A 22683-nucleotide genomic window follows, 5' to 3' on the forward strand; every position below is an offset into this window, starting at 1 on the left:
CATCAGGCATCAGCGAATTGCAGCATGACTTTGATGGAGTCATTTTGCTGCGCACGCTCAAACGCTGCAGCGGCTTCACTCACCGGGAACATGTCCGTCACCAGTTCACTGGTATCAAAGCGCCCGTCCGCCAGCCATTCGATCACCACGTCAAAGTCTTCGGGGATGTACATGCCGGAGTTGAGCAGGTCGCGTTCGAAACGCTGCATCATCGGCAGCGGAATTTCACGCGGGCCGCCCGGAACGCCCATGCAGACCACGGTGCCACCGGCATACACGCGGGTGCAGGCTTCATTGAGCGTTGCCTGTGCGGCAACCACATCAATCGCGCCAGTAAAGCGGGCTTGCGCATCCAGCTCACCAGGGGCCCAGGCCTGTGCTGCACCCAGTTTGAGTGACAGAGCACGTTTCGCGGCATCGGGTTCGATAACGGTAATCTCTCCCGCGCCCATGATGCGCAGCGCCTGAACAATCGACAGGCCAATAGTGCCCGCGCCAATCACCAGCACGCTTTCCAGCGAAGCTTGCGGCATGCGTGTCACACAGTGGCGAGCACAGGCAGCAGGCTCTGCAAACGCGAGCACGTTTAACGGCATTGAGGCTGGCGCGACATGGCAGTTGCGCGCCGGAACGACATGCTGCGAACGGGCAAAGCCCGGCGCACGAAAACCCGCCACCTGCGGCGGCTCACATAGGTTAAAACGCCCGGCTTTACAGGCACGGCATTCCATACAGGCCATAATGGGATCGACCACAACATGATCGCCAGGCTTTACATTCGCCACATCGCTACCCACTTCGGTAATGCGGGCGGCAATTTCATGCCCCGGCACGACGGGGGGTTTGGCGAATGGATGCCCGCCTTTCAACACATGCAAATCCGAGCCGCAAATCCCAAAGAATGCCGGAGCAATGCGGACTTCGTGAGGCTTAAGTTCCTGGTGTGGCTGCTCGACGTACTGCGTCGTGACCTTTCCAATATCGGAAAATAAAACTTGGGTAATTTTGTCCATGGTTGTTCTCCTGGTGCGCTTATGGTTTTGTGTTAACGCTGAGAAATACCTTCATCAACAATCTCGGCCAGCCGTTGCAGGCGCGGAACTGACACATCACGCAGCATGGTTTGCGGATCTTGCGCGCCTATAACCGATGCCCAGACCGCACGGCCTGCCAGGAAACCGGATGCTCCGCTTTTCATGGCAATGCGCACAGCACGACCAAAGATATCGGCCTCGACGCCTGATGAAAGGATGACCCATGGCATGTTCATCTGGTCATTCAGTTTCTGGCAGGCGGAAAGCAACGCCTGCTCACTGCCCTTCCCGCCCAGTGGCATTTCCACTTTGTAAAGATCAGCCGCGGTGCTACCTAGTTCGGCGGCAGCGGCCACAATGGCGCTCTCGCGGTCAAATTCCCAGCCGCGGCGCGGCGGACGAACAACCGGTTCGATGATGCTCACCAGACCGGCACTGCGGCAGCGTTGAACAAACTCATCGACCATCGCGAGACGCGCATCTGCTGGTTCATCTTCACGCCACAAGACTAATAACTTCATTGCCTTACCGCCCATTTCACGCACGCGTTGCGGATCGATAGCCCGGTCGATTTCCACGCTATCAACCGGAATACCGTTACCCGGCACAAAATGGTCAGCGGCGACAATCAGACCGCAGGTATCGGCAACCGCGCCCTGCGCAATAATCTGATCGAGACAAAATTGTTTATCAGCCAGTACTGCAGAAGCCCACGGCGAAAGAATGCGCGTCGCCGCCACTTTAAAATCGGTCAGTACGCTGTCAGCAACCGGTTTTGGCTGACCCGCAGCGGCAAACATCAAACGCATTGCTTCACGCTGATCGACGGCCAGCATGGCGAATCCACCGCCCGGACGCGAGATATCTTTCAGTGTGCAAGGGTTGTTCAGAGAAGACATAGTTACTCCTGTCGTAATCGATAATTAAAGAGAGTCTGGTCGGCCAGCAAGGCGGCGAACCTGAGATAACAAAGCGCTCCAGTCCTGGCGGCCCCGGCCGTCGTGGCTGGCCGACCGGTAATAGGTTTCGGCGACTTCGCCCATGCCCAGCGGTACGCCGGTCTGTCGGGCGACATCAACGGCAATACGCAGGTCTTTCAGCGCAAGGTCGACCATAAAGGCCGGTGAGAGATCGCCTTTGAGCACTTTGCCCGGCCAGGTGGTAGTGAAGTGGCCTTTACCCGCCGCCGTGCCGCTCATCACGTTGATAGCGACATTGAGGTCAAGGCCTAAGGATTCGCACAGCACCGCAGCTTCGGCAGACAGCGCATTGAGCGCGATGCTCATATAGTTGTTAATCAGTTTGACGCGGATGCCCATTCCCGGACCGCCAGCCTCCACCAGCTCAGACCCCATGCACATCAGGATGGGGCGAGCGCGTTCAACCTGTTCAGACGTGCCGCCCGCGAGAATAAGCAAGGTGCCGTCTTTGGCGTTATCAGAGGTGCGACCCACCGGCGCATCCATCATGGCGTGGCCTTTTTCAGCCATTTCGCTCATCAGCGCATCGGTTTGCAGAGGGTGGATAGTAGACATGTCGATCACCAGCGCGTTCGCGCTCAGCGTTTCGCACACGCCCGCTTCGCCAAACAGGACGTCACGGACAATGTCGCCATTAGGCAGCATGGTGATGATAAACTCGGCATCCAGGGTGGCATTTGCGGGGGTCGTTGCCGCAACCGCTCCCTTTTCCACCAGCGCATTGACTGCCTGTTGGTTGAGGTCGAAAACACGTAAGGAATGGCCTTTGCGCAACAGGTTGCTGGCCATAGGGCTTCCCATCTGGCCAAGCCCTAAAAATGCGATGGTGGACATGAACACTCTCCTGTAACTGAATGAGCAAAAAACTACAATCGATAAGTCATTTTCGTCTGTTTTTGATCATATTTGTAATTTATGCCTAAAAACCAGACATCCGTCACTAATTTGATCATTTATGTCATTAAAATGAGCATTAGACGACAAAATAAAACAGGAACAGACAAAGATGACCAGAATTGCGTGTGTAGGGATTGCCGTACAGGATCGTATTTACTCTGTGAATGCGTTACCGACAGGCGGTGGCAAATACCAGTCTAACCAGTACCAGGAAACCGGCGGCGGGCCAGCGGCGACGGCCGCTGTGGCGATTGCGCGTCTTGGGGCTGAAGTCGATTTCATCGGACGCGTGGGGGACGACAACTGCGGTAAAACGTTAATTGCCGAGCTCCAGCAGTTTGGCGTGAATACGCAGCATTGCCTTCAGGTACCACATGCACGATCTTCACAATCGGCCATTCTGGTGGATGAACATGGCGAGCGGATCATCATCAACTATCCCAGCCCGGATCTCCCGGCCGACGCAGATTGGCTCGATGCCATTGATTTTTCGCAATATGATATGGTGCTTGCCGACGTTCGCTGGCATGACGGTACCGCAAAAGCCTTTACGCTGGCGCGAGCGGCGGGCGTGCCGACATTGCTGGATGCGGATGTCACGCCGCAGGACATCACCTCGCTGGTCGCCCTGGCGGATCATGCCGTATTCTCTGCCCCTGGCCTGAAACGAATGACCGGAAGCGAGAACGGCGAAGAGGGGTTGAACAAGGCCGCCACGCAAACGGACGGCCGTGTTTATGTTACTCAGGGCGCGGAAGGCGCATTATGGAAAGAGTATGATCATTTTTGTCACTTACCGGCCTTCGTCGTTAAAACAGTAGACACCACCGGTGCTGGTGACGTTTTCCACGGCGCGCTCGCCCTGGCGCTGGCGGAAAATATGCCGACAGAAACCGCAGTACAGTTCGCCAGCGCGGTTGCCGCAATGAAATGTACGCGTCCCGGAGGACGTGCGGGAATACCAGAACGTGAGCAAATCGCGTCATTTTTGTCACTTTATGCATAAAATAACGGGTTTTTACAGGGGAACTAACAGGAGTGTTCATGAGCATCACCGAACTGACCGGTAATCCGCGGCACGATCAGCTTGTTCACTACATTGCTGAGCGCGGCTATATGAATATTGAGGAGCTCGCGCAATTACTGGATGTTTCAACCCAAACTATTCGTCGTGATATTCGCAAGCTGAGTGAGCAGGGTTTGATCACTCGGCACCACGGTGGGGCGGGGCGCGTTTCGAGCGTCATGAACACCGCGTTTGAAGAACGCGAACTGTCATTAACCCAGGAAAAACGGGAAATGGCCGATGCGGTGTCGGATTATATTCCTGAGCGTTGCACCGTATTTATTACTATCGGGACGACCGTCGAAGCCGTTGCCCGCGCGTTGCTGGGTCGCCAGGACTTGCGCATCATCACCAACAGCCTGCGCGTGGCGCAAATTCTGTATAAAAACCAGGATCTGGAAGTCATGGTACCCGGAGGAATGTTGCGTTCACATAACGGGGGCATTGTCGGGCCAGGAACGGTGAGTTTCGTTGAGGGCTTTCGGGCAGACTACCTTATCACCAGCGTAGGTGCCATTGAGAACGATGGTACGTTGCTCGAATTTGATGTGAATGAAGCCACCGTCGCTAAAACCATGATGGCCCATGCCCGCCATACGTTGTTAGTCGCCGATCATACAAAATTCCACGCATCCGCCGCCGTGTCGATTGGCAACGCGCGCAAGGTTAAAGCGTTCTTTACCGATAAACAGCCGCCTGCGGCATTTCGGCAACTGCTGGAAGAAGACAAGGTGGAACTGGTCATTGCTGAGGATGACGTAAACTAAACGTCGCCCTTACGCTATGAATAAAAAAGCCGCTGATATCAGCGGCTTTTTTTCCGGCTGGCCATGAGACCAGCCCGGCATCACATATCCGTGAAGAAAGAAGATTAGTCTTCTTTAGAACCACGGTTAGCGCGACGACGATCGTTTTCCGTCAGGTGACGTTTACGAATACGGATAGAGGTCGGGGTCACTTCTACCAGTTCGTCATCATCGATAAACTCCAGAGCCTGCTCCAGGGTCATCTTAACCGGCGGAACCAGAACCGTTGCTTCGTCAGTACCGGACGCACGCATGTTGGTCAGTTTCTTACCGGTCAGGCAGTTTACCGTCAGGTCGTTAGAACGGCTGTGAATACCGATGATCTGGCCTTCGTAAACTTCTGCGCCATGGCCCAGGAACAGCTTACCGCGGTCCTGCAGGCTGAACAGTGCAAACGCAACTGCTTTACCCTGGCCGTTGGAGATCAGAACACCGTTCTGACGCTGGCCCACATCGCCCGGACGAATGTCGTCGTAGTGGCTGAAAGTGGAGTACAGCAGACCAGTACCGGAAGTCATGGTCATGAATTCTGAACGGAAGCCGATAAGCCCACGGCTTGGGATCACGTAGTCGAGACGTACGCGGCCTTTGCCATCTGGATTCATGTTTTTCAGGTCGCCTTTACGCTCCCCCAGAGCCTGCATCACAGAACCCTGGTGCTGCTCTTCGACGTCCAGCGTTACGTTTTCGAACGGCTCTTGTTTACGGCCATCGATTTCGCGGAAGATAACTTTCGGACGGGAAACCGCCATCTCGAAACCTTCACGACGCATGTTCTCGATCAGTACAGACAGGTGCAGCTCACCACGACCAGAAACGCGGAACGCATCAGCGTCTTCGGTTTCTTCAACGCGCAGTGCAACGTTGTGCACCAGCTCTTTGTTCAGGCGGTCAAGGATCTGACGAGAGGTAACGTACTTACCTTCTTTACCGCAGAACGGCGAGGTGTTTACGCAGAAGAACATGGTTACGGTCGGCTCATCAACAGACAGCGCCGGCAACGCTTCAACATTCTGCGTATCGCAAATGGTGTCAGAGATGTTCAGCTCGCCGAGACCGGTGATCGCGATAATGTCGCCTGCTTCCGCGATGTCGCTCTCAATACGCTCAAGACCCAGGTGGGTCAGAACTTTACCGACTTTACCGTTACGCGTTTTGCCTTCGCTATCAATGATAGTGACCTGCTGGTTCGGTTTCACTTTACCGCGTTTGATGCGGCCGATACCGATAACGCCAACGTAGTTGTTGTAGTCCAGCTGGGAGATTTGCATCTGCAGCGGGCCATCAAGGTCAACGTTCGGTGCCGGTACACGATCAACGATAGTCTGATACAGCGGGGTCATGTCTTCCGCCATGTCTTCGTGATCCAGACCCGCGATACCGTTCAGCGCTGAGGCGTAAACGATAGGGAAGTCCAGTTGCTCGTCGGTAGCGTCGAGGTTAACGAACAGGTCAAATACCTGGTCAACAACCCAATCAGGACGCGCGCCCGGACGGTCAACTTTGTTGATAACAACAATGGGTTTCAGGCCGTGAGCAAAGGCTTTTTTGGTCACGAAGCGCGTCTGCGGCATCGGACCATCCATTGCATCAACGACCAACAGAACGGAATCTACCATGGACATGACACGTTCAACTTCACCACCGAAGTCGGCGTGCCCCGGGGTATCAACGATGTTGATACGGTAATCATTCCATTTGATAGCGGTGTTTTTAGCCAGGATGGTAATCCCACGCTCTTTCTCCAAATCGTTGGAGTCCATCACTCGCTCTTGAGTTTCGGCACGCGCATCAAACGTACCGGATTGCTGCAGCAGCTTATCGACCAGGGTAGTTTTACCATGGTCAACGTGCGCGATGATGGCGATGTTACGCAGATTTTCGATCACAACTTTGCCTCAGGCATTTAGAAATAGCGCGTTATTGTACACGGATTAATCGCACTACAAAACAGGATCACAAACATCCCCCGCAAACAAGGATTGCAGGGTTGCTTTGTGATCATTTTCACGAAGCGAAATTGGGCTGCTCAACGCGAGTTGCACCAATTCGGTGCTTGATGTTCACATTCAGGCACTGAATTAGTGCAACGTAACCATCATGGTGCAGCCCTTTTGCACTATGGTGCGCATAATAGCGCCTTTTTAGTGACATTTAAAAGTTGGCATAGATTTCGCTTTATCTTTTTCATGGCAACAACGACAGGTTAGCGCCGTAATTGTAGACCTCGTTACCACGACGACAATGATAAATCCGGGAGAGTTTAAGTATGTCCGCTGAACACGTTTTGACGATGCTGAACGAGCACGAAGTCAAGTTTGTTGATTTGCGCTTCACCGACACTAAAGGTAAAGAGCAGCACGTCACGATCCCAGCTCATCAGGTTAATGCTGACTTCTTTGAAGAAGGCAAAATGTTTGATGGCTCCTCGATTGGTGGCTGGAAAGGCATTAACGAATCTGACATGGTACTGATGCCGGACGCCTCTACCGCTGTCATTGACCCGTTCTACGAAGAACCGACTCTGATCATCCGTTGCGATATCCTTGAGCCGGGCACCATGCAGGGCTACGATCGCGACCCGCGCTCCATCGCAAAACGCGCTGAAGAATACCTGCGCGCAACGGGCATCGCAGACACTGTGCTGTTCGGGCCTGAGCCAGAATTCTTCCTGTTCGACGACGTACGTTTCGGCAGCTCAATTTCAGGTTCCCATGTTGCTATCGATGATATCGAAGGCGCATGGAACTCCTCCACCAAATACGAAGGCGGTAACAAAGGTCACCGTCCGGCTGTTAAAGGTGGTTACTTCCCGGTTCCGCCAGTGGATTCCGCACAAGACCTGCGTTCTACCATGTGTCTGGTCATGGAAGAGATGGGCCTGGTTGTTGAAGCTCATCACCACGAAGTCGCCACTGCTGGTCAGAACGAAGTGGCAACCCGCTTCAACACCATGACCAAAAAAGCGGACGAAATTCAGATCTACAAATATGTGGTTCACAACGTTGCTCACCGCTTCGGCAAAACGGCAACCTTTATGCCGAAACCCATGTTCGGTGATAACGGTTCCGGTATGCACTGCCACATGTCTCTGTCCAAGAACGGCGTAAACCTGTTCTCTGGCGACAAATATGCGGGTCTGTCTGAGCAGGCGCTGTACTACATCGGCGGCGTAATCAAACACGCTAAAGCGATTAACGCCCTGTCTAACCCGACCACCAACTCCTACAAACGTCTGGTCCCGGGTTACGAAGCACCGGTAATGCTGGCTTACTCTGCCCGTAACCGTTCTGCTTCCATCCGTATCCCGGTGGTTGCATCCCCGAAAGCACGTCGTATCGAAGTGCGTTTCCCGGACCCGGCTGCTAACCCGTACCTGTGCTTCGCAGCGCTGCTGATGGCTGGCCTTGATGGTATTAAGAACAAGATCCACCCGGGCGAAGCGATGGACAAAAACCTGTATGACCTGCCAGCTGAAGAAGCGAAAGAAATCCCGCAGGTTGCAGGTTCTCTGGAAGAAGCACTGAACTGCCTGAACGAAGACCGCGAGTTCCTGACTGCGGGTGGCGTATTCACCGACGACGCAATCGATGCTTACATCGCACTGCGTATCGAAGAAAACGACCGCGTACGCATGACGCCGCACCCGGTAGAGTTCGAGCTGTACTACAGCGTTTAATAATTTAAATCCGATGGATTTTGTGTCGCAGCAAGGCGGCACCGAAGGAAGCCCGATGAGCTTAATGAACTAAGTGATTCGGGTGACTGAGGGCAGCCAACACAGCTGCGGCGCGAAAGACATCAGGAGTTTTGTTGCCGTGGAAACTTTCAGCCCATCCCAGGATGGGCTTTTTTCTCCACCAACAACCTGAATTACCGCCTTATTTACTTATAAAACGCTATACTGCACTAAAATAGTGCAATCTTTGGGAGACTGCTGGATGGCAAGTGGCTCGTTGCCCGATGCTGGGCAGATCCTCAATTCTTTAATCAATAGCATCTTGCTGGTTGATGACGAACTGGCGGTACATTACGCCAACCCGGCGGCGCAGCAACTTCTGGCGCAAAGTTCCCGTAAATTATTCGGTACGCCGTTGCCGGACCTGCTGAGCTATTTCTCGCTCAATATCGTTCTGATGCGGGAAAGTCTCGATGCCGGACAAGGCTTTACGGACAATGAAGTGACCCTCGTTATCGACGGGCGCTCACATATTCTCTCGTTAACGGCGCAACGGTTGCCTGAGGGGCTCATCCTGCTGGAGATGGCGCCGATGGACAATCAGCGACGACTGAGCCAGGAACAACTCCAGCATGCTCAGCAAGTGGCAGCACGCGATCTGGTACGCGGCCTGGCGCATGAAATCAAAAATCCGCTCGGAGGCTTACGTGGTGCGGCGCAGCTCTTAAGCAAAGCCCTGCCTGACCCTTCATTGCTGGAGTACACCAAAGTCATCATTGAACAGGCCGATCGTCTGCGTAACCTGGTGGACCGACTGCTTGGGCCTCAACAGCCCGGTATGCACGTAACAGAAAGCATTCATAAAGTCGCTGAACGCGTCGTGAAGCTGGTGTCGATGGAATTGCCTGATAACGTCACCCTGGTCCGCGACTATGACCCAAGTCTGCCTGAGCTGGCACACGATCCCGACCAGATTGAGCAGGTGCTGCTGAACATTGTTCGCAACGCGCTACAGGCGCTGGGACCTGAGGGCGGCGAAATTATTCTGCGTACTCGTACCGCGTTTCAGCTCACTCTGCACGGCGTTCGCTATCGCCTTGCGGCACGTATTGATGTGGAAGATAACGGACCAGGTATTCCGTCAAACCTGCAGGACACGCTGTTTTACCCGATGGTGAGCGGACGTGAAGGTGGTACTGGCTTAGGGTTATCTATCGCTCGAAGTTTGATTGATCAACATTCTGGCAAAATTGAATTCACCAGTTGGCCAGGCCATACCGAGTTCTCGGTGTTCCTGCCTATTCGGAAATAGAGGTGTTTATGCAACGAGGGATAGTCTGGATCGTTGATGACGATAGCTCCATCCGTTGGGTGCTTGAACGCGCGCTCACCGGGGCAGGTTTGAGCTGTACAACGTTTGAAAACGCAAATGAAGTGCTTGATGCGCTGACCACCAAAACGCCGGACGTGCTGTTGTCGGATATTCGCATGCCCGGTATGGATGGTCTTGCCTTGCTAAAGCAAATCAAACAGCGCCACCCGATGCTTCCGGTCATCATTATGACCGCGCATTCCGACCTGGATGCGGCAGTCAGCGCGTATCAGCAAGGGGCGTTTGATTATCTGCCAAAGCCCTTTGATATTGACGAAGCGGTGGCGCTGGTTGAACGTGCCATCAGCCATTATCAGGAACAGCAGCAACCGCGTAATGTGCAGGTTAGCGGGCCAACCACCGATATTATTGGTGAAGCGCCTGCGATGCAGGATGTCTTTCGCATCATTGGCCGTCTGTCTCGCTCGTCTATCAGCGTCTTAATTAACGGTGAGTCCGGTACCGGTAAAGAGCTGGTCGCCCACGCGCTGCATCGCCATAGCCCGCGGGTGAAAGCGCCTTTCATTGCGCTGAACATGGCGGCCATCCCAAAAGATTTGATTGAATCTGAGCTGTTTGGCCACGAGAAAGGGGCGTTTACCGGCGCCAATACCATACGTCAGGGTCGTTTCGAACAGGCCGATGGCGGTACGCTGTTCCTCGATGAAATCGGCGATATGCCGCTGGACGTACAGACGCGCCTGTTGCGCGTTCTGGCCGATGGACAGTTCTACCGTGTCGGTGGTTATGCGCCGGTGAAGGTCGATGTACGCATCATTGCCGCTACGCACCAGAACCTGGAGTTGCGCGTGCAGGAAGGAAAATTCCGCGAGGATTTATTCCACCGCCTGAACGTTATCCGCGTGCACCTTCCGCCGCTGCGTGAACGTCGCGAAGATATTCCCCGTCTGGCGCGCCATTTTCTTCAGGTCGCAGCCCGTGAGCTGGGGGTCGAAGCGAAGCAATTGCATCCGGAAACCGAAGCGGCACTCACTCGCCTGGCCTGGCCGGGTAACGTACGCCAACTGGAGAACACCTGCCGTTGGTTAACCGTGATGGCTGCCGGACAGGAAGTCCTGATTCAGGATTTACCGGCTGAATTGTTTGAAACCACGATCCCGGAAAGCAGTACGGGGCAGTCGCTGCCGGATAGCTGGGCAACCCTGTTGGCACAATGGGCCGACAGAGCATTACGTTCCGGTCATCAAAACCTGCTTTCCGAAGCGCAACCGGAGATGGAACGGACCTTGTTGACGACTGCATTACGTCATACGCAGGGGCATAAACAAGAAGCAGCACGTTTACTGGGATGGGGGCGTAACACCCTGACGCGTAAGCTCAAAGAGCTGGGAATGGAGTAATATTCCAGCTAATTGTAAAGATTGAATAGCGAGCGCAAATTGCTGCAATTTTGCGCTTTACTGTTCCGATGGGTTCAGTATGATCTTGCCCGTCCACGGGGAGGTCATCATGCTGGAATCACTCATCAACATCGTGTCGAGCAGCGCAGGCGTTAGCGCCGCCGCCAGCCACACGCCACAAGCCGCCGTCGCTGCCGTATTGTGCGCCGCGCTGTTTGGGCTATTTAGCTAAGCGCCTACTGGCGCTTCGCTTATCAGGTCACGGTCTGATATCCCCGGCCAGCGCATCGCCGCCGGGGAAACCGCTTAAATCACCCTTGAAAACTGCTGCATGCGCGCTTTCTGGCGCAGGTATACATCAAAACACATGCAAATATTGCGAATTAATAAGCGCCCTTTCGCCGTTACTTCAATACCCTGCTCGTTAATCTCCACCAGCCCATCATTCGCCAGCGGCTTAAGCAGTTTCAGATCTTCGGCAAAGTAGTCGTTGAAGCGCAGATCCCACTGATTCTCAACACGGCTAAAATCGAGACGGAAATGGCAAATAAGCGCTTTTATCACGTCACGACGAATACAGTCGTCACGGGTCAGCGCAATCCCGCGCCACAAAGCATTGCCGGTTTCGTCTACCTGTTGGTAATAGGCTTTTAACTCTTTCTGATTCTGCGCGTAACTGTCGCCAATCATGCTGATGGCCGAAACGCCCATCCCTAACAGATCGGTATCGCCCTGGGTGGTATAGCCCTGGAAGTTGCGGTGCAGAACCCCCTCACGCTGGGCTACCGCCAGCTCATCATCAGGACGGGCAAAATGGTCCATACCGATGAACTGATAACCGGCGTCGGTCAGCGAAACAATGGTCTGTTGCAGGATATCCAGTTTCTGTTGTGCAGACGGCAGATCCGCGTCTTTGATTTTACGCTGGGCCGCAAACAGAGTGGGAAGATGGGCGTAGTTAAACACACTCAGGCGATCGGGACTCAGTTCTGCCACCCGACTCAGGGTGAAGGCAAAACTTTCCGGCGTCTGTTTCGGCAAACCATAAATCAAATCAATATTGGTCGAGGTGAAACCAATGTCGCGCGCACGTTTAATCAGCGCAAAGATGAAGGACTCGTCCTGCTCACGGTTAACCAGCCGCTGGACCTCTTTATTAAAGTCCTGCACCCCCATGCTCAGGCGATTAAAGCCTTCCGATCGTAAATGATCCAGGACATCCAGCTCAATTTCACGCGGATCCACTTCAATAGAGATTTCCGCATCCACATCGAACTGAAAATGGCCACGCAGTAAGCCCATCAGGCGGCTGATTTGCGCTTTATTCAGGTAGGTTGGCGTACCACCGCCCCAGTGAAGCTGGCTGACGCGACGATCGGCGAACAGCGGCGCGCGGTGGATAATCTCTTGTTCCAGGGCATCCAGATAGTGGTCAGCTTTGTGTTGTTGGCGCGTAACAATCTTATTGCAGCCGCAGAAATAACAAAGCTTATGGCAAAACGGAATGTGCACATACAGTGACAACGGTCGCTCTGGATAACGTGCGACGGCGCTACGGAAATTTTCTTCGCCATAGTCAGCGGAAAACTCCAGCGCGGTGGGATATGACGTGTAGCGCGGCCCGGAATAGTTATATTTCTGGATAAGGGCCAGATCCCAGTCAATTAGTTGCTCAGACATGCTCACTCCTTCCGATAACGCCGCTGGCGGGTACGGCGGCCCGGCCTGACCTCATTTCGGGTCATAAGCAGGTTGCGCAGCCACAGTTTGCGCCGCGACAACCGCTGTAGTTTAACGAATAACCACACCAGATAACATATAACCGGAAGGGTTATAAGCAGGACAGGCAGGCCCATACCTGACCGTTAATTGCCGCCTTTGAGCAAGCGCATCATGTCTTCGCGGCCTTCTTCCTCTTCTTCTTCGTCATCATCGTAGGAGAGGCCGAGTTGCTGCATTAATTCATCGATGCGGTCAAGTTTAGCGTCTACCCAGCTTTGCTCTTCAGCGCTCAGGGATTCGCCCTCTTCAAGTCGTTCCAGCAACGCGTCCAGGCGCTCATCGTTCTCCAGCAGATCCAGTTCAGCTTGCGGTGAAAGCATAGGTTTCTCGCTCTTTGGTTTGTGCTGCTTTTTGACCTGGGGCTCGGTCGCACCCAGTGGAATCGGTTTCTTGCTGCCAACGCGCGGATCGGCCTGAGAAGCGCCTTTTCCTGAGCCAGAGGACGCGCTTGCACCGCTTGCACGGCTACCGGCCGCATTGCCACGGTGCTTTTTATCGCGCTTACGGTCACGCCCTTCCTGGTTGAGTTCTTCACGTGATTTACGGTGCGCTTTGCCAGGTGTTTTGCCGCGCGGAGTGGTCGAAGGTTTTTTCATGATAGTCGGCTTAGATGGTTTTATTCAGTATAGAATTGCGGCGGAATCTAGCAGAAAGCAAGCAAAGAAAAAAGGCGACAGAGTAATCTGTCGCCTTTTTTTCTGACCCTCAACCCTCAATGGGTACTACGTTCCCTGTTTGCTTACAACACACCCTGTTTTTCCCTTAGCATGTCACGTTCCGTGTTATGGTCCATTATTCCTTTTAAGACTGCCATCCTGGCAGTTTCCTGGTCTTCGCCTCCTGGCGCTCCTGACCCCTCAATCCGTAAGTCTTCATCCCCCAGGCTTCCTCGCCTTTGTAAATACTTTACCTGCTTAATTGAAACGCACAAGCAACAAAGCGCCCCAAAAATACAAATTCAGAAAATTCTCTAATAACAAAACCTTTTTTTTCATTGATTTACATTTTCATGACCCTGCAACTTCTCTGAAAATTCGCATAAGCTTTATGGCAAATATCCTACAGATAAAAAGGATATTTCTGGCGGATCACCGTTAACGAGAAAAACAGTCTTTTACGTGGGTTCAGGTATAATCCCCCCATGCCGAGATTACGGAGACGACCAATTTGACTAACTGGAACTACCAACAGACGCATTTTGTCACCAGTGCGCCTGATATTCGCCACTTACCCGCCGATACCGGTATCGAAGTGGCTTTTGCTGGCCGCTCCAACGCCGGGAAATCCAGCGCGCTTAATACCCTGACAAATCAGAAAAGCCTGGCTCGCACATCCAAAACGCCCGGACGTACGCAGCTGATTAACCTCTTCGAAGTGGCCGAAGGCAAACGCCTGGTGGACTTACCGGGTTACGGTTACGCCGAAGTGCCAGAAGAGATGAAGCGCAAATGGCAGCGCGCGCTCGGTGAATACCTGGAAAAACGTCAGTGTCTGCAAGGTCTGGTAATACTGATGGATATTCGCCATCCCCTGAAAGATCTTGATCAGCAAATGATCGAGTGGGCAGTGGAGAGCAATATTCAGGTGCTGGTGCTGCTGACGAAGGCGGATAAGCTGGCCAGCGGCGCACGTAAGGCGCAGCTTAATATGGTGCGCGAAGCAGTGATTGCCTTTAATGGCGACGTGCAGGTTGAAGCATTTTCGTCATTGAAAAAACAGGGTGTGGATAAACTTCGCCAGAAGCTCGACAGCTGGTTCAACGACCTTCCACCGGTTGTCGAAGAAGACGCAGAAGCCTGATCCCTTCCTGATATAGCGCGGCATTCGCCCGCGCTTTTTTCGCTACTACTCTAAATAATTCGAGTTGCAGGAAGGCGGCGACGCAGCGAATCCTCAGGAGCTTACTCCAGTAAGTGACTGGGGTGAGCGAGGAAAGCCAACGCACATGCAGCTTGAAGTATGACGAGTACAATAAAAAACGCCCCAGTCATTTCTGACTGGGGCGGCTAAATATTCAGCCAAATCCGATTACGTGAAGTAAAAGGTCTGAAAGATAGAACATCTTACCTCTGTACCCTACGTCTTTAACTCTACTCCCTTTTTGGTCACGGACAAAGCATTTTTTGTAGTTTATTTTCAATCTTTACATAGGGAATATGAATGATCGTCACAAAATGTACTGGTTATGTTGCTTACTTACATAAAAAGAAGCTTATGTGACCAGTACTTAGTGCGCTTGATCCCAGTTTTGCCCGCTACCGACTTCCACCAGCAGCGGCACATCCAGTTTGGTACTGCTTTCCATCAGCTCGTGGATCTTTTGCGATACCGCATCCACATCATCTTTATACACTTCGAACACCAGTTCATCGTGTACCTGCATGATCATTTTCACGCGCGGTTTCTCCGTTTGCAGCCACGCATCAACCGCAATCATTGCGCGTTTGATAATGTCTGCTGCCGTACCCTGCATCGGCGCGTTGATAGCCGCACGTTCCGCACCGGCACGACGCGCCGCGTTGCTGGATTTGATGTCCGGAAGATAGAGACGACGCCCTTCCAGGGTTTCGACATAGCCTTTTTCTTTCGCCTGGGCGCGGGTATTCTCCATATATTCCAGGACGCCCGGGTAGCGCTCGAAATAGAGGTCCATGTACTTCTGCGACTCTTTACGCGGAATGTTGAGCTGGCGAGAGAGGCCAAACGCGCTCATGCCATAAATCAAACCGAAATTAATGGCTTTCGCGCTGCGTCGCTGCTCGTTCGACACCCTTTCCAGCGGTAAGCCAAACACTTCGGCTGCCGTTGCCCGATGGATATCCTTCCCTTCGGCAAAGGCAGAAAGCAGACCTTTATCCCGTGACAGATGCGCCATAATACGCAATTCAATTTGCGAGTAGTCAGCGGAAACAATGACGTAGTCTTTTGGAGCGATAAACGCCTGACGAATACGTCGGCCTTCCTCATTACGCACCGGAATGTTTTGTAAGTTCGGATCGGTGGAAGACAAACGCCCGGTCGCCGTGACCGCCTGGTGATAGGACGTGTGTACGCGTCCGGTCTTTGGATTAATCATCAGCGGCAGCTTATCGGTGTAAGTCGACTTCAGTTTCGCCAGGCCACGGTGCTCAAGAATGACTTTCGGCAGTGGGTAATCCAGGGACAGCTCTTCCAGCACTTCCTCCGACGTTGACGGTGCGCCGCCAGGCGTCTTCTTAAGCGGTTTGATGCCCTGTTTCTCAAAGAGAATTGTCTGCAGTTGTTTGGTCGAGGAAAGGTTAAAAGGTTCACCTGCGATTTCATGGGCCTTTTTCTCTAACTCCGCCAGACGCAGGGTAATTTCCTCAGAATGTTTGTGCAGTACCGCAGGATCGATATTAACGCCGTTACGCTCTACGCGTGAAAGCACCGGCACCAGCGGTATCTCAATGTTCTGGAAGATATTTAACGGACCTGCATTCTTTTGCAGTTCCGGCCACATCTTAAGGTGCAGTTGCAGCGTAACGTCCGCATCTTCTGCGGCATAGCGCCCTGCCTGCTCAAGATCGATCTGGTTAAACGTCAGCTGGTTTTTGCCTTTACCCGCAATTTCTTCAAATGTAATGGTTTTATGCTTTAACCAGCGATCAGACAAGCTGTCCATATCGTGACGGCCAGCGACACTATCCAGCGTGTAGGATTCCAGCATGGTGTCAAAGGCAATACCGCGCAGCTCAATACCGTAATTCTGCAAAATGCCACGGTCATATTTGAGGTTCTGGCCAACTTTCAGGGCCTTCTCATCTTCAAGCAGGTCTTTCAGTAATTCGAGTGCCCGATCACGCGAAATCTGCGCTGGCGCATCCAGGTAGTCATGCGCTACCGGGACATAAGCGGCTACGCCAGGTTCGATCGCAAACGAAAGTCCCACCAGATTAGCGCTGATGTTATCCAGGCTGTCCGTTTCGGTATCGAAAGCAAACACCGCCGCTTTTTTGAGTTTCGCAATCCACTCGTTTAACACGTCCTCATCAAGGATAGTGACGTAGTTATCAAATGACAGTATGGCTGCAGGCACGTCGGCCTCAGCTTCAACGACAACCGTTTCTTGCGGCTTAGCGGCCGGTTTTGCGCCTTTTGCCTGGAGCCATTTACCGCCCTCCAGATCCGTAATCCAGCGTTTAAATTCATACTTTTTAAACAGGTCGAGTAGCGCATCCGCAGCGGGTTGTTGAACTTCCAGTTGTTCACAGGTCAACTCCAGCTCAACATCGGTTTTAATGGTCGCCAGCTGGTAAGAGAGGTAAGCCACCTCTTTATTCTGCTCCAGCTTCGCCGCCATATTTTTGGCGCCACGGAATGAGAGTTCGGCAATCTTTTCCGGTTCGGCGTACAGCGTATCCAGGCCACCAAGCCCTTGTAACAACGCCTGAGCGGTTTTTTCGCCCACACCAGGAACACCGGGGATGTTGTCCGAAGAGTCGCCCATTAAGGCGAGGAAATCGATGATCAACTCCGGCGGCACGCCGTATTTAGTGACGACCTCTTCTGGCCCCAGGACAGTATTGGTCATGGTGTTGATAAGCGTAATTCCTGGCGTCACTAGCTGAGCCATGTCTTTATCGCCTGTACTGATCAAGACCGGACGCCCTGCTTTTTCGGCTTCACGCGCCAGAGTGCCTATCACATCATCAGCCTCTACGCCCGAAACAGCCAGTAGCGGTAACCCCATCGCTTTAACCATTTCATGCAGCGGCTCGATCTGCGCGCGCAGATCGTCCGGCATTGGCGGACGGTGGGATTTATAGTGCTCAAACAGTTCGTCACGGAACGTTTTGCCCTTCGCATCAAACACCACTGCGGCATGTGTCGGCTGATACTGCAGGATCAAACTCCGCAGCATATTGAGGACGCCATACATAGCGCCAGTAGGATCGCCTGCACTGTTGGTCAACGGGGGAAACGCATGGTATGCGCGATAGAGATAAGAGGAACCGTCAACAAGGATAAGTGGGTTTTCTGGGATCTGAACCATAATGTCCGTGCCTGTTTATTAATTTATGGCTAAAGGATGCCACAGACGGGCGAAAACATCAGTTTTTCACCGCATTTGCCGAAAAAGATTTCACGATCTGGACGATCAAATACCCCATCATCCTGTGGATAAGTTTGTGCATTATTTCTCAAGGACTGGATTATTGTGCATTTTCCTCGATCGCAGAAAAGTAAGTTTCCTTTATTTTCAAATAATTAAAAAAAGATAAGTGATCATTATTGCTTTTTGGTGACTATTTGCTCCATGTGGATATAAGAAAATGTAATTTGATTTAGCACAACGTATAACGACCGCACGCTAAGACTAACCTTTACCCCATCATGCCAGGTGTTTTCTGGTAAGATCAGCACCTTGCATGCTCTGTGATGCCCATGCTTTGATTAACCTTTTGAATAATATAATTATGTCGAGACTGCTCGTTGTGTGCACTCTGGTATTGAGTGTCATACTCACCATCCTGGTGACTATCTTCTGCTCTGTACCGATCATTATCGCCGGTATCATTAAGCTATTACTGCCGATTCCGGTACTGTGGCGCGCTATCTCTGCATTTTGTAATTTAATGATGTATTGCTGGTGTGAAGGGCTGGCCTGGCTGCTGCAGCTTAACCCTCATCTCCAGTGGGATATTCAAGGCCTTGAGGGACTCAATAAAAAGAACTGGTACTTGCTAATCTGTAACCACCACAGTTGGGCTGATATCGTGGTGCTGTGCGTGCTTTTCCGCAAACATATCCCGATGAATAAATACTTTCTTAAGCAACAATTGGCCTGGGTCCCTTTTATTGGCCTGGCTTGCTGGGCGCTGGATATGCCGTTTATGCGCCGCTATTCGCGGGGTTATCTGATACGTCATCCTGAGCGTCGCGGTAAAGATGTAGAGACCACGCGCCGTTCTTGCGAGAAGTTTCGTCTCCATCCGACAACCATTGTGAATTTCGTTGAGGGTTCACGCTTCACCGATGAAAAACGTATCGAGACACGGTCGGCATTCAATAACCTGCTTCCCCCTAAAGCAGCAGGGATAGCGATGGCCCTGGGCGTACTGGGAAAGCAATTCGATAAATTGCTTGATGTAACGCTCTGCTATCCTGAAAACGACAAAAAACCCTTTTTCGATATGTTAAGCGGGAAGTTAACGCGCATTGTCGTTCGCGTAAATTTATTGCCCGTTAACGATGACCTGCATGGCGACTACGTTAATGATAAGAACTTTAAGCGCGGTTTTCAGCAATGGCTAAATGCGCTATGGAGCAAGAAAGACCAGCAAATTGACGCCATCAAACGTGAATATAACAACGCCGGTCAATGACCGGCGTTAACGTTATTACTTCTTCTCAACAAGATATCGAACAGTGTCAGCGTATTGCTGCACGAAAATATCCATGCTGCTGGTATCCATACCTTGCATATTCAGCTGATATTTGCCGTTAACATACATGGCCGGAACACCTTGTAACTGCAGATCGGCAGCGGCTTTCTCTTGTTGGGCAACCAGTGATTTAACGACAAAGCTGTTCCACGCTGCATCGTACTCCTCACCTTTGACGCCGGCTTTGATGAAGACATCGCGGATATCAGCAACAGACTGAACGGTTTGCGTTTTCTGTACAGCCTCAAACATCGGTGCAGTGATTTTATCTTCTACGCCCAGAGCCATTGCGACAGCCCATGCCTGAGTCATCTCTTTACCCAACGGGCCAAGGAACTCAACATGGTATTTCGTCATTTTAGTGCCTTCCGGCAACTTCTGTTTTACAGCATCCGCAACATGCCATACATGTTCAAAGTCGTAACAGTGCGGGCAATAGAATGAGAAAAATTCCAGAACTTGTGGTTCACCAGCAACGGGTTTGTCGAGCGTAGTGTACTGTTTACCATCGGTAAATTGTGCTGCCGAAGCACTAAAAGCCAGAATCATTCCTGCCAGCGCCAGCCAAATTTTCTTCATGATTAAATCTCTCCAGGATGTGTCACACATTAATAAATCGGCATTAATTGTAGAGGCGGTTCTTGCAACGCCTTTACCTGCCCAAGAAAAGTCGTTGTCTGATCGCGCCAGTAATCTTCCCCGGTTAACCACGGGAAATTTTTGGGGAAAGCGGGGTCATCCCAGCGACGGATAATCCACGCCAGGTAGTAAACCAGGCGCATAGCACGAAGCGGTTCAATAAGGCTCAGTTCTGCCGTATCAAATTCGCAGAATTCTTCGTAGGCTTCGATAATCATCTCAAGCTGCATGCGCTGCTCGGCTTTATCGCCATGCAACAACATCCAGAGATCCTGAATCGCAGGGCCATTGCGGGCGTCATCCAGATCCACAAACAACGGACCATCGCGCCAGAGAATATTCCCGGCATGACAATCTCCGTGTAAGCGCAGATTGGTGAAGCGATTATGCCACTGCCCCATGACGGCTTCGATAAGTTGATCGGCAGCACGCAGGAAACTCTCTTTCAACGAGGCTGGGATAAGCACAGAATCTTCAAAAACCTGGCGAGGCTCAAGTAGATACTCCTTCACCCCTATATCCGGACGATGTGCGAACAACGCCTTACGGCCTGTTTGATGCAGGCGCCCAAGATAGCGGCCAACCCATTCCATTTGATCCAGGTTATCCGCTTCGAACTGGCGTCCACCTACACTTGGGAAGACCGCATAATAAAACCCTTGATGGGTCAGCAAGGTTTGGTTGTCGAAAGCGAGCGGCGCGGCAACAGGAACGTCATCGCTCAGGAGATCCAGCGCAAATTGATGTTCTTCCTGGATTTGCTCTGCGGACCAGCGTTCAGGACGGTAGAACTTCACCACGTAACGGCGACGGTCTTCGTCCTGAAACTGGTAAACACGGTTCTCATAGCTGTTTAAAGGTGTAAGACCGGAGTCGACCCGGATTCCCCGCTCAAACAGCGCATCCATGATGGTGTCAGGATGGAGAGTCTGGAAAGTAAAAGCGTTATGGTTCATCCCATTATCCGCAAATAAAGCCGAATGATTGAGGATATCATTTCACTGCGCTTTCGGTGGCTTCCCTTACAAGCTTTTACTCTTTAATTACGCCACGGGCGCGGAGCAAAGCAGTTTTAAAATCTTCCTCATAATCTTTCTTAATACCCGGAATAACCGCATCTTTATCTGAGTCACGCATTTTCAGGTGATAAATCAGAATGTCGTCGCTTAAATCGGTAAGCTCGCCTTCATAACCTGATTCATTCGCCAGTTTCTGCAAAAATTGTATCAGGTTTAATTCAGGTTCTTTCTGCCACGCAGGCTGGAGGAGTTCAATAAGTTCATTCAGACGTTTACATTTCATAGTGGTGCTCCTTACTCTTGGTACAGACACGTTATCAGGGTCAAATCCACAATAAAAGAGGCGATAAGGTTGATTAAAAAGGACGTGGTAACGGGTGCGATACTCGCAGGCGGTAAAGCCTCCAGAATGGGAGGTCAGGACAAAGGATTACTGTCGCTAAAAGGTAAGCCACTGTGGGAATACGTCGCGCACGCGATGGCACCCCAGGTTGAGCGCATTGTGATTAGTGCAAACCGTAATATGGAATGCTACCGGGCAAGCGGTCTACTCGTCATCGAAGATCAATTAGCTGATTTTCCGGGGCCACTGGCAGGCATGCTGTCTGTTATGCAACAGTGCGAGAGTGAGTGGTTTCTGTTTTCTCCTTGCGATACACCTTATATTCCGGACGATTTGGTCGAGAGATTGAGTGCAGAATGTCAGAACACCAATCCGGTGTGGGTGCATGATGGCGAACGAGATCATCCAACCATAGCCCTGGTAAACCGAGCCAATGCACCACTACTGCAAGATTACCTGAGCCGGGGAGAACGTCGGGTCATGTTGTTTATGCGGGAAGTCGGTGGGCATTCCGTCGATTTTAGCGATAAAAAGGAAAGCTTTGTGAACGTGAATACACCGGAAGATCTGGCGCACTGGCAGGAGAAAGCATGATACCCGCACTGGCTATTGCCGCATGGAGTGGTACCGGAAAGACGACGCTACTTAAAAAGCTGATTCCTGCATTATGCGAGCAGGGGATCCGCCCGGGTCTAATCAAGCACACTCATCATAATATGGATATTGATAAGCCCGGGAAGGACAGTTATGAGTTACGTAAAGCCGGTGCAGCGCAAACTATCGTAGCCAGTTCGCAACGCTGGGCCTTGATGACAGAAACGCCGGATGAGCCCGAGCTGAATTTAGCGTATTTGATGAGCAGAATGGATGCTTCCAGGCTGGATATGGTACTTGTTGAGGGCTTTAAGCACGAAGTCGTCGCTAAGATCTTACTGTTTCGTCAGGACTGTGGACACAGCGAAGAAGAACTTACTATCGATAAACATGTCATCGCAATCGCCAGCGATGTTCCGCTGACCGTGGATGTCCCGCTTTTAGATATCAATGATATACCGCAAATCACGGCATTTATTATGCGCTGGTTAGGGCGATAAGGGAGATTGCAAACTTCCAAAAGCAAAGGGCTGGGCGATGAATGAAAACACAGAAACGCAAAAAGGCCATCCTTTCGGATGGCCTCTTCACTTGTTTGATGCCTGGCAGTTCCCTACTCTCACATGGGGAGACCCCACACTACCATCGGCGCTACGGCGTTTCACTTCTGAGTTCGGCATGGGGTCAGGTGGGACCACCGCGCT

The 22683-nt window shown here is 52.0% G+C and carries 21 protein-coding genes and 1 rRNA gene; 10 read left to right on the forward strand and 12 right to left on the reverse strand.

All coding sequences use genetic code 11. The features are described from left to right. Window positions 1-2: 2 nt before the first annotated feature. Genes L2097_RS22895 through yihU form a run of 3 tightly spaced genes read right to left on the reverse strand, consistent with a single transcriptional unit; the run spans window position 3 to window position 2848 of the window. The gene (locus L2097_RS22895) at window positions 3-1013 is read right to left on the reverse strand and encodes a zinc-dependent alcohol dehydrogenase (RefSeq protein WP_047372420.1); all 1011 of its coding nucleotides are present in this window, start codon (window positions 1011-1013) and stop codon (window positions 3-5) included. 32 nt (window positions 1014-1045) lie between these two features. Further along, window positions 1046-1933 (reverse strand): aldolase, encoded by an 888-nt coding sequence (locus L2097_RS22900; RefSeq protein ID WP_085006133.1) that lies wholly within the window; start codon window positions 1931-1933, stop codon window positions 1046-1048. Window positions 1934-1957: 24 nt separating this feature from the next. Then, complete coding sequence (gene yihU, locus L2097_RS22905; protein WP_250353739.1) at window positions 1958-2848, reverse strand: sulfolactaldehyde 3-reductase; 891 nt, start codon at window positions 2846-2848, stop codon at window positions 1958-1960. A 172-nt stretch (window positions 2849-3020) separates the two neighbouring features. On the opposite strand from yihU, the gene L2097_RS22910 reads away from it, so the two are divergent. Together L2097_RS22910 and L2097_RS22915 are read left to right on the forward strand one after the other, a co-directional pair. After that, window positions 3021-3917 carry a sugar kinase gene (locus L2097_RS22910; protein ID WP_047372423.1) on the forward strand — a complete coding sequence of 299 codons (897 nt, stop codon included), beginning with the start codon at window positions 3021-3023 and terminating at the stop codon, window positions 3915-3917. 38 nt (window positions 3918-3955) lie between these two features. Then, on the forward strand, window positions 3956-4744 hold the full coding sequence (locus L2097_RS22915) for a DeoR/GlpR family DNA-binding transcription regulator (RefSeq protein ID WP_047372424.1): 789 nt from the start codon (window positions 3956-3958) through the stop codon (window positions 4742-4744). Window positions 4745-4848: 104 nt separating this feature from the next. On the opposite strand, the gene typA is transcribed toward L2097_RS22915, so the two are convergent. Continuing rightward, entirely contained in the window at window positions 4849-6672 is a 1824-nt protein-coding gene (gene typA / locus L2097_RS22920) for a ribosome-dependent GTPase TypA (protein WP_039077369.1), read from the reverse strand. A gap of 380 nt (window positions 6673-7052) precedes the next feature. Here typA and glnA point away from each other — a divergent pair, with 380 nt between their 5' ends. From glnA to L2097_RS22940, 4 genes are all read left to right on the forward strand, one after another. Continuing rightward, window positions 7053-8462: a glutamate--ammonia ligase gene (glnA, locus tag L2097_RS22925; protein ID WP_039077370.1), complete on the forward strand. Its 1410-nt coding sequence runs from the start codon at window positions 7053-7055 to the stop codon at window positions 8460-8462. Between the two features lie 262 nt (window positions 8463-8724). Next, window positions 8725-9774: a nitrogen regulation protein NR(II) gene (gene glnL, locus L2097_RS22930; protein WP_039077371.1), complete on the forward strand. Its 1050-nt coding sequence runs from the start codon at window positions 8725-8727 to the stop codon at window positions 9772-9774. Window positions 9775-9782: 8 nt separating this feature from the next. Beyond that, window positions 9783-11195 carry a nitrogen regulation protein NR(I) gene (gene glnG, locus L2097_RS22935; RefSeq protein ID WP_047372425.1) on the forward strand — a complete coding sequence of 471 codons (1413 nt, stop codon included), beginning with the start codon at window positions 9783-9785 and terminating at the stop codon, window positions 11193-11195. Between the two features lie 109 nt (window positions 11196-11304). Then, entirely contained in the window at window positions 11305-11427 is a 123-nt protein-coding gene (locus L2097_RS22940) for a YshB family small membrane protein (RefSeq protein ID WP_139153727.1), read from the forward strand. 74 nt (window positions 11428-11501) lie between these two features. Here L2097_RS22940 and hemN read toward each other — a convergent pair whose 3' ends face one another. Beyond that, on the reverse strand, window positions 11502-12875 hold the full coding sequence (hemN, locus tag L2097_RS22945; RefSeq protein WP_250353740.1) for an oxygen-independent coproporphyrinogen III oxidase: 1374 nt from the start codon (window positions 12873-12875) through the stop codon (window positions 11502-11504). A gap of 185 nt (window positions 12876-13060) precedes the next feature. After that, window positions 13061-13573, reverse strand: a complete 513-nt coding sequence (gene yihI / locus L2097_RS22950) for a Der GTPase-activating protein YihI (protein WP_047372427.1) — start codon at window positions 13571-13573, stop codon at window positions 13061-13063. A gap of 571 nt (window positions 13574-14144) precedes the next feature. Here yihI and yihA point away from each other — a divergent pair. Beyond that, window positions 14145-14777 (forward strand): ribosome biogenesis GTP-binding protein YihA/YsxC, encoded by a 633-nt coding sequence (gene yihA / locus L2097_RS22955; protein ID WP_047372428.1) that lies wholly within the window; start codon window positions 14145-14147, stop codon window positions 14775-14777. Window positions 14778-14991: 214 nt separating this feature from the next. Here the strand turns inward: yihA and spfP are convergent, their stop codons facing one another. Together spfP and polA are read right to left on the reverse strand one after the other, a co-directional pair. Beyond that, window positions 14992-15039, reverse strand: a complete 48-nt coding sequence (spfP, locus tag L2097_RS25930) for a small protein SpfP (RefSeq protein ID WP_071892919.1) — start codon at window positions 15037-15039, stop codon at window positions 14992-14994. A 165-nt stretch (window positions 15040-15204) separates the two neighbouring features. Then, on the reverse strand, window positions 15205-17991 hold the full coding sequence (gene polA / locus L2097_RS22960) for a DNA polymerase I (protein WP_250353741.1): 2787 nt from the start codon (window positions 17989-17991) through the stop codon (window positions 15205-15207). 424 nt (window positions 17992-18415) lie between these two features. Between polA and yihG the strand changes: the two genes are divergently transcribed. Then, window positions 18416-19324: a 1-acylglycerol-3-phosphate O-acyltransferase, YihG family gene (gene yihG, locus L2097_RS22965; protein WP_250353742.1), complete on the forward strand. Its 909-nt coding sequence runs from the start codon at window positions 18416-18418 to the stop codon at window positions 19322-19324. A 15-nt stretch (window positions 19325-19339) separates the two neighbouring features. Here the strand turns inward: yihG and dsbA are convergent, their stop codons facing one another. The 3 genes from dsbA to L2097_RS22980 all read right to left on the reverse strand — a co-directional run bounded on the left by dsbA (window position 19340) and on the right by L2097_RS22980 (window position 21325). Beyond that, the gene (dsbA, locus tag L2097_RS22970) at window positions 19340-19963 is read right to left on the reverse strand and encodes a thiol:disulfide interchange protein DsbA (RefSeq protein WP_047372430.1); all 624 of its coding nucleotides are present in this window, start codon (window positions 19961-19963) and stop codon (window positions 19340-19342) included. Window positions 19964-19992: 29 nt separating this feature from the next. Beyond that, window positions 19993-20979 carry a serine/threonine protein kinase gene (locus L2097_RS22975; protein ID WP_250353743.1) on the reverse strand — a complete coding sequence of 329 codons (987 nt, stop codon included), beginning with the start codon at window positions 20977-20979 and terminating at the stop codon, window positions 19993-19995. Window positions 20980-21055: 76 nt separating this feature from the next. Continuing rightward, window positions 21056-21325: a YihD family protein gene (locus L2097_RS22980; RefSeq protein ID WP_047372432.1), complete on the reverse strand. Its 270-nt coding sequence runs from the start codon at window positions 21323-21325 to the stop codon at window positions 21056-21058. A gap of 69 nt (window positions 21326-21394) precedes the next feature. On the opposite strand from L2097_RS22980, the gene mobA reads away from it, so the two are divergent. Both mobA and mobB read left to right on the forward strand, forming a co-directional pair. Next, entirely contained in the window at window positions 21395-21979 is a 585-nt protein-coding gene (gene mobA, locus L2097_RS22985; RefSeq protein WP_250353744.1) for a molybdenum cofactor guanylyltransferase MobA, read from the forward strand. Then, window positions 21976-22479 carry a molybdopterin-guanine dinucleotide biosynthesis protein MobB gene (gene mobB / locus L2097_RS22990; RefSeq protein ID WP_250353745.1) on the forward strand — a complete coding sequence of 168 codons (504 nt, stop codon included), beginning with the start codon at window positions 21976-21978 and terminating at the stop codon, window positions 22477-22479. Before mobA ends, mobB begins: the two co-directional genes overlap by 4 nt. A gap of 100 nt (window positions 22480-22579) precedes the next feature. Here mobB and rrf read toward each other — a convergent pair. Then, window positions 22580-22683: ribosomal RNA gene (rrf, locus tag L2097_RS22995) — 5S ribosomal RNA — on the reverse strand; the annotation flags it as partial.

The sequence above is a fragment of the Citrobacter sp. MNAZ 1397 genome (assembly GCF_023613995.1).
In the GTDB taxonomy this organism is placed as follows: Bacteria; Pseudomonadota; Gammaproteobacteria; order Enterobacterales; family Enterobacteriaceae; genus Phytobacter; species Phytobacter ursingii.

What these genes read in the sequence shown, in the direction of transcription:
- L2097_RS22895 (WP_047372420.1), bottom strand. Translation starts at nt 1,013, where the DNA reads ATGGACAAAATTACCCAAGTTTTATTTTCCGATATTGGAAAGGTCACG.
- L2097_RS22900 (WP_085006133.1), bottom strand. Translation starts at nt 1,933, where the DNA reads ATGTCTTCTCTGAACAACCCTTGCACACTGAAAGATATCTCGCGTCCG.
- yihU (WP_250353739.1), bottom strand. Translation starts at nt 2,848, where the DNA reads ATGTCCACCATCGCATTTTTAGGGCTTGGCCAGATGGGAAGCCCTATG.
- L2097_RS22910 (WP_047372423.1), top strand. Translation starts at nt 3,021, where the DNA reads ATGACCAGAATTGCGTGTGTAGGGATTGCCGTACAGGATCGTATTTAC.
- L2097_RS22915 (WP_047372424.1), top strand. Translation starts at nt 3,956, where the DNA reads ATGAGCATCACCGAACTGACCGGTAATCCGCGGCACGATCAGCTTGTT.
- glnA (WP_039077370.1), top strand. Translation starts at nt 7,053, where the DNA reads ATGTCCGCTGAACACGTTTTGACGATGCTGAACGAGCACGAAGTCAAG.
- glnL (WP_039077371.1), top strand. Translation starts at nt 8,725, where the DNA reads ATGGCAAGTGGCTCGTTGCCCGATGCTGGGCAGATCCTCAATTCTTTA.
- glnG (WP_047372425.1), top strand. Translation starts at nt 9,783, where the DNA reads ATGCAACGAGGGATAGTCTGGATCGTTGATGACGATAGCTCCATCCGT.
- L2097_RS22940 (WP_139153727.1), top strand. Translation starts at nt 11,305, where the DNA reads ATGCTGGAATCACTCATCAACATCGTGTCGAGCAGCGCAGGCGTTAGC.
- hemN (WP_250353740.1), bottom strand. Translation starts at nt 12,875, where the DNA reads ATGTCTGAGCAACTAATTGACTGGGATCTGGCCCTTATCCAGAAATAT.
- yihI (WP_047372427.1), bottom strand. Translation starts at nt 13,573, where the DNA reads ATGAAAAAACCTTCGACCACTCCGCGCGGCAAAACACCTGGCAAAGCG.
- polA (WP_250353741.1), bottom strand. Translation starts at nt 17,991, where the DNA reads ATGGTTCAGATCCCAGAAAACCCACTTATCCTTGTTGACGGTTCCTCT.
- yihG (WP_250353742.1), top strand. Translation starts at nt 18,416, where the DNA reads ATGTCGAGACTGCTCGTTGTGTGCACTCTGGTATTGAGTGTCATACTC.
- dsbA (WP_047372430.1), bottom strand. Translation starts at nt 19,963, where the DNA reads ATGAAGAAAATTTGGCTGGCGCTGGCAGGAATGATTCTGGCTTTTAGT.
- L2097_RS22975 (WP_250353743.1), bottom strand. Translation starts at nt 20,979, where the DNA reads ATGAACCATAACGCTTTTACTTTCCAGACTCTCCATCCTGACACCATC.
- L2097_RS22980 (WP_047372432.1), bottom strand. Translation starts at nt 21,325, where the DNA reads ATGAAATGTAAACGTCTGAATGAACTTATTGAACTCCTCCAGCCTGCG.
- mobB (WP_250353745.1), top strand. Translation starts at nt 21,976, where the DNA reads ATGATACCCGCACTGGCTATTGCCGCATGGAGTGGTACCGGAAAGACG.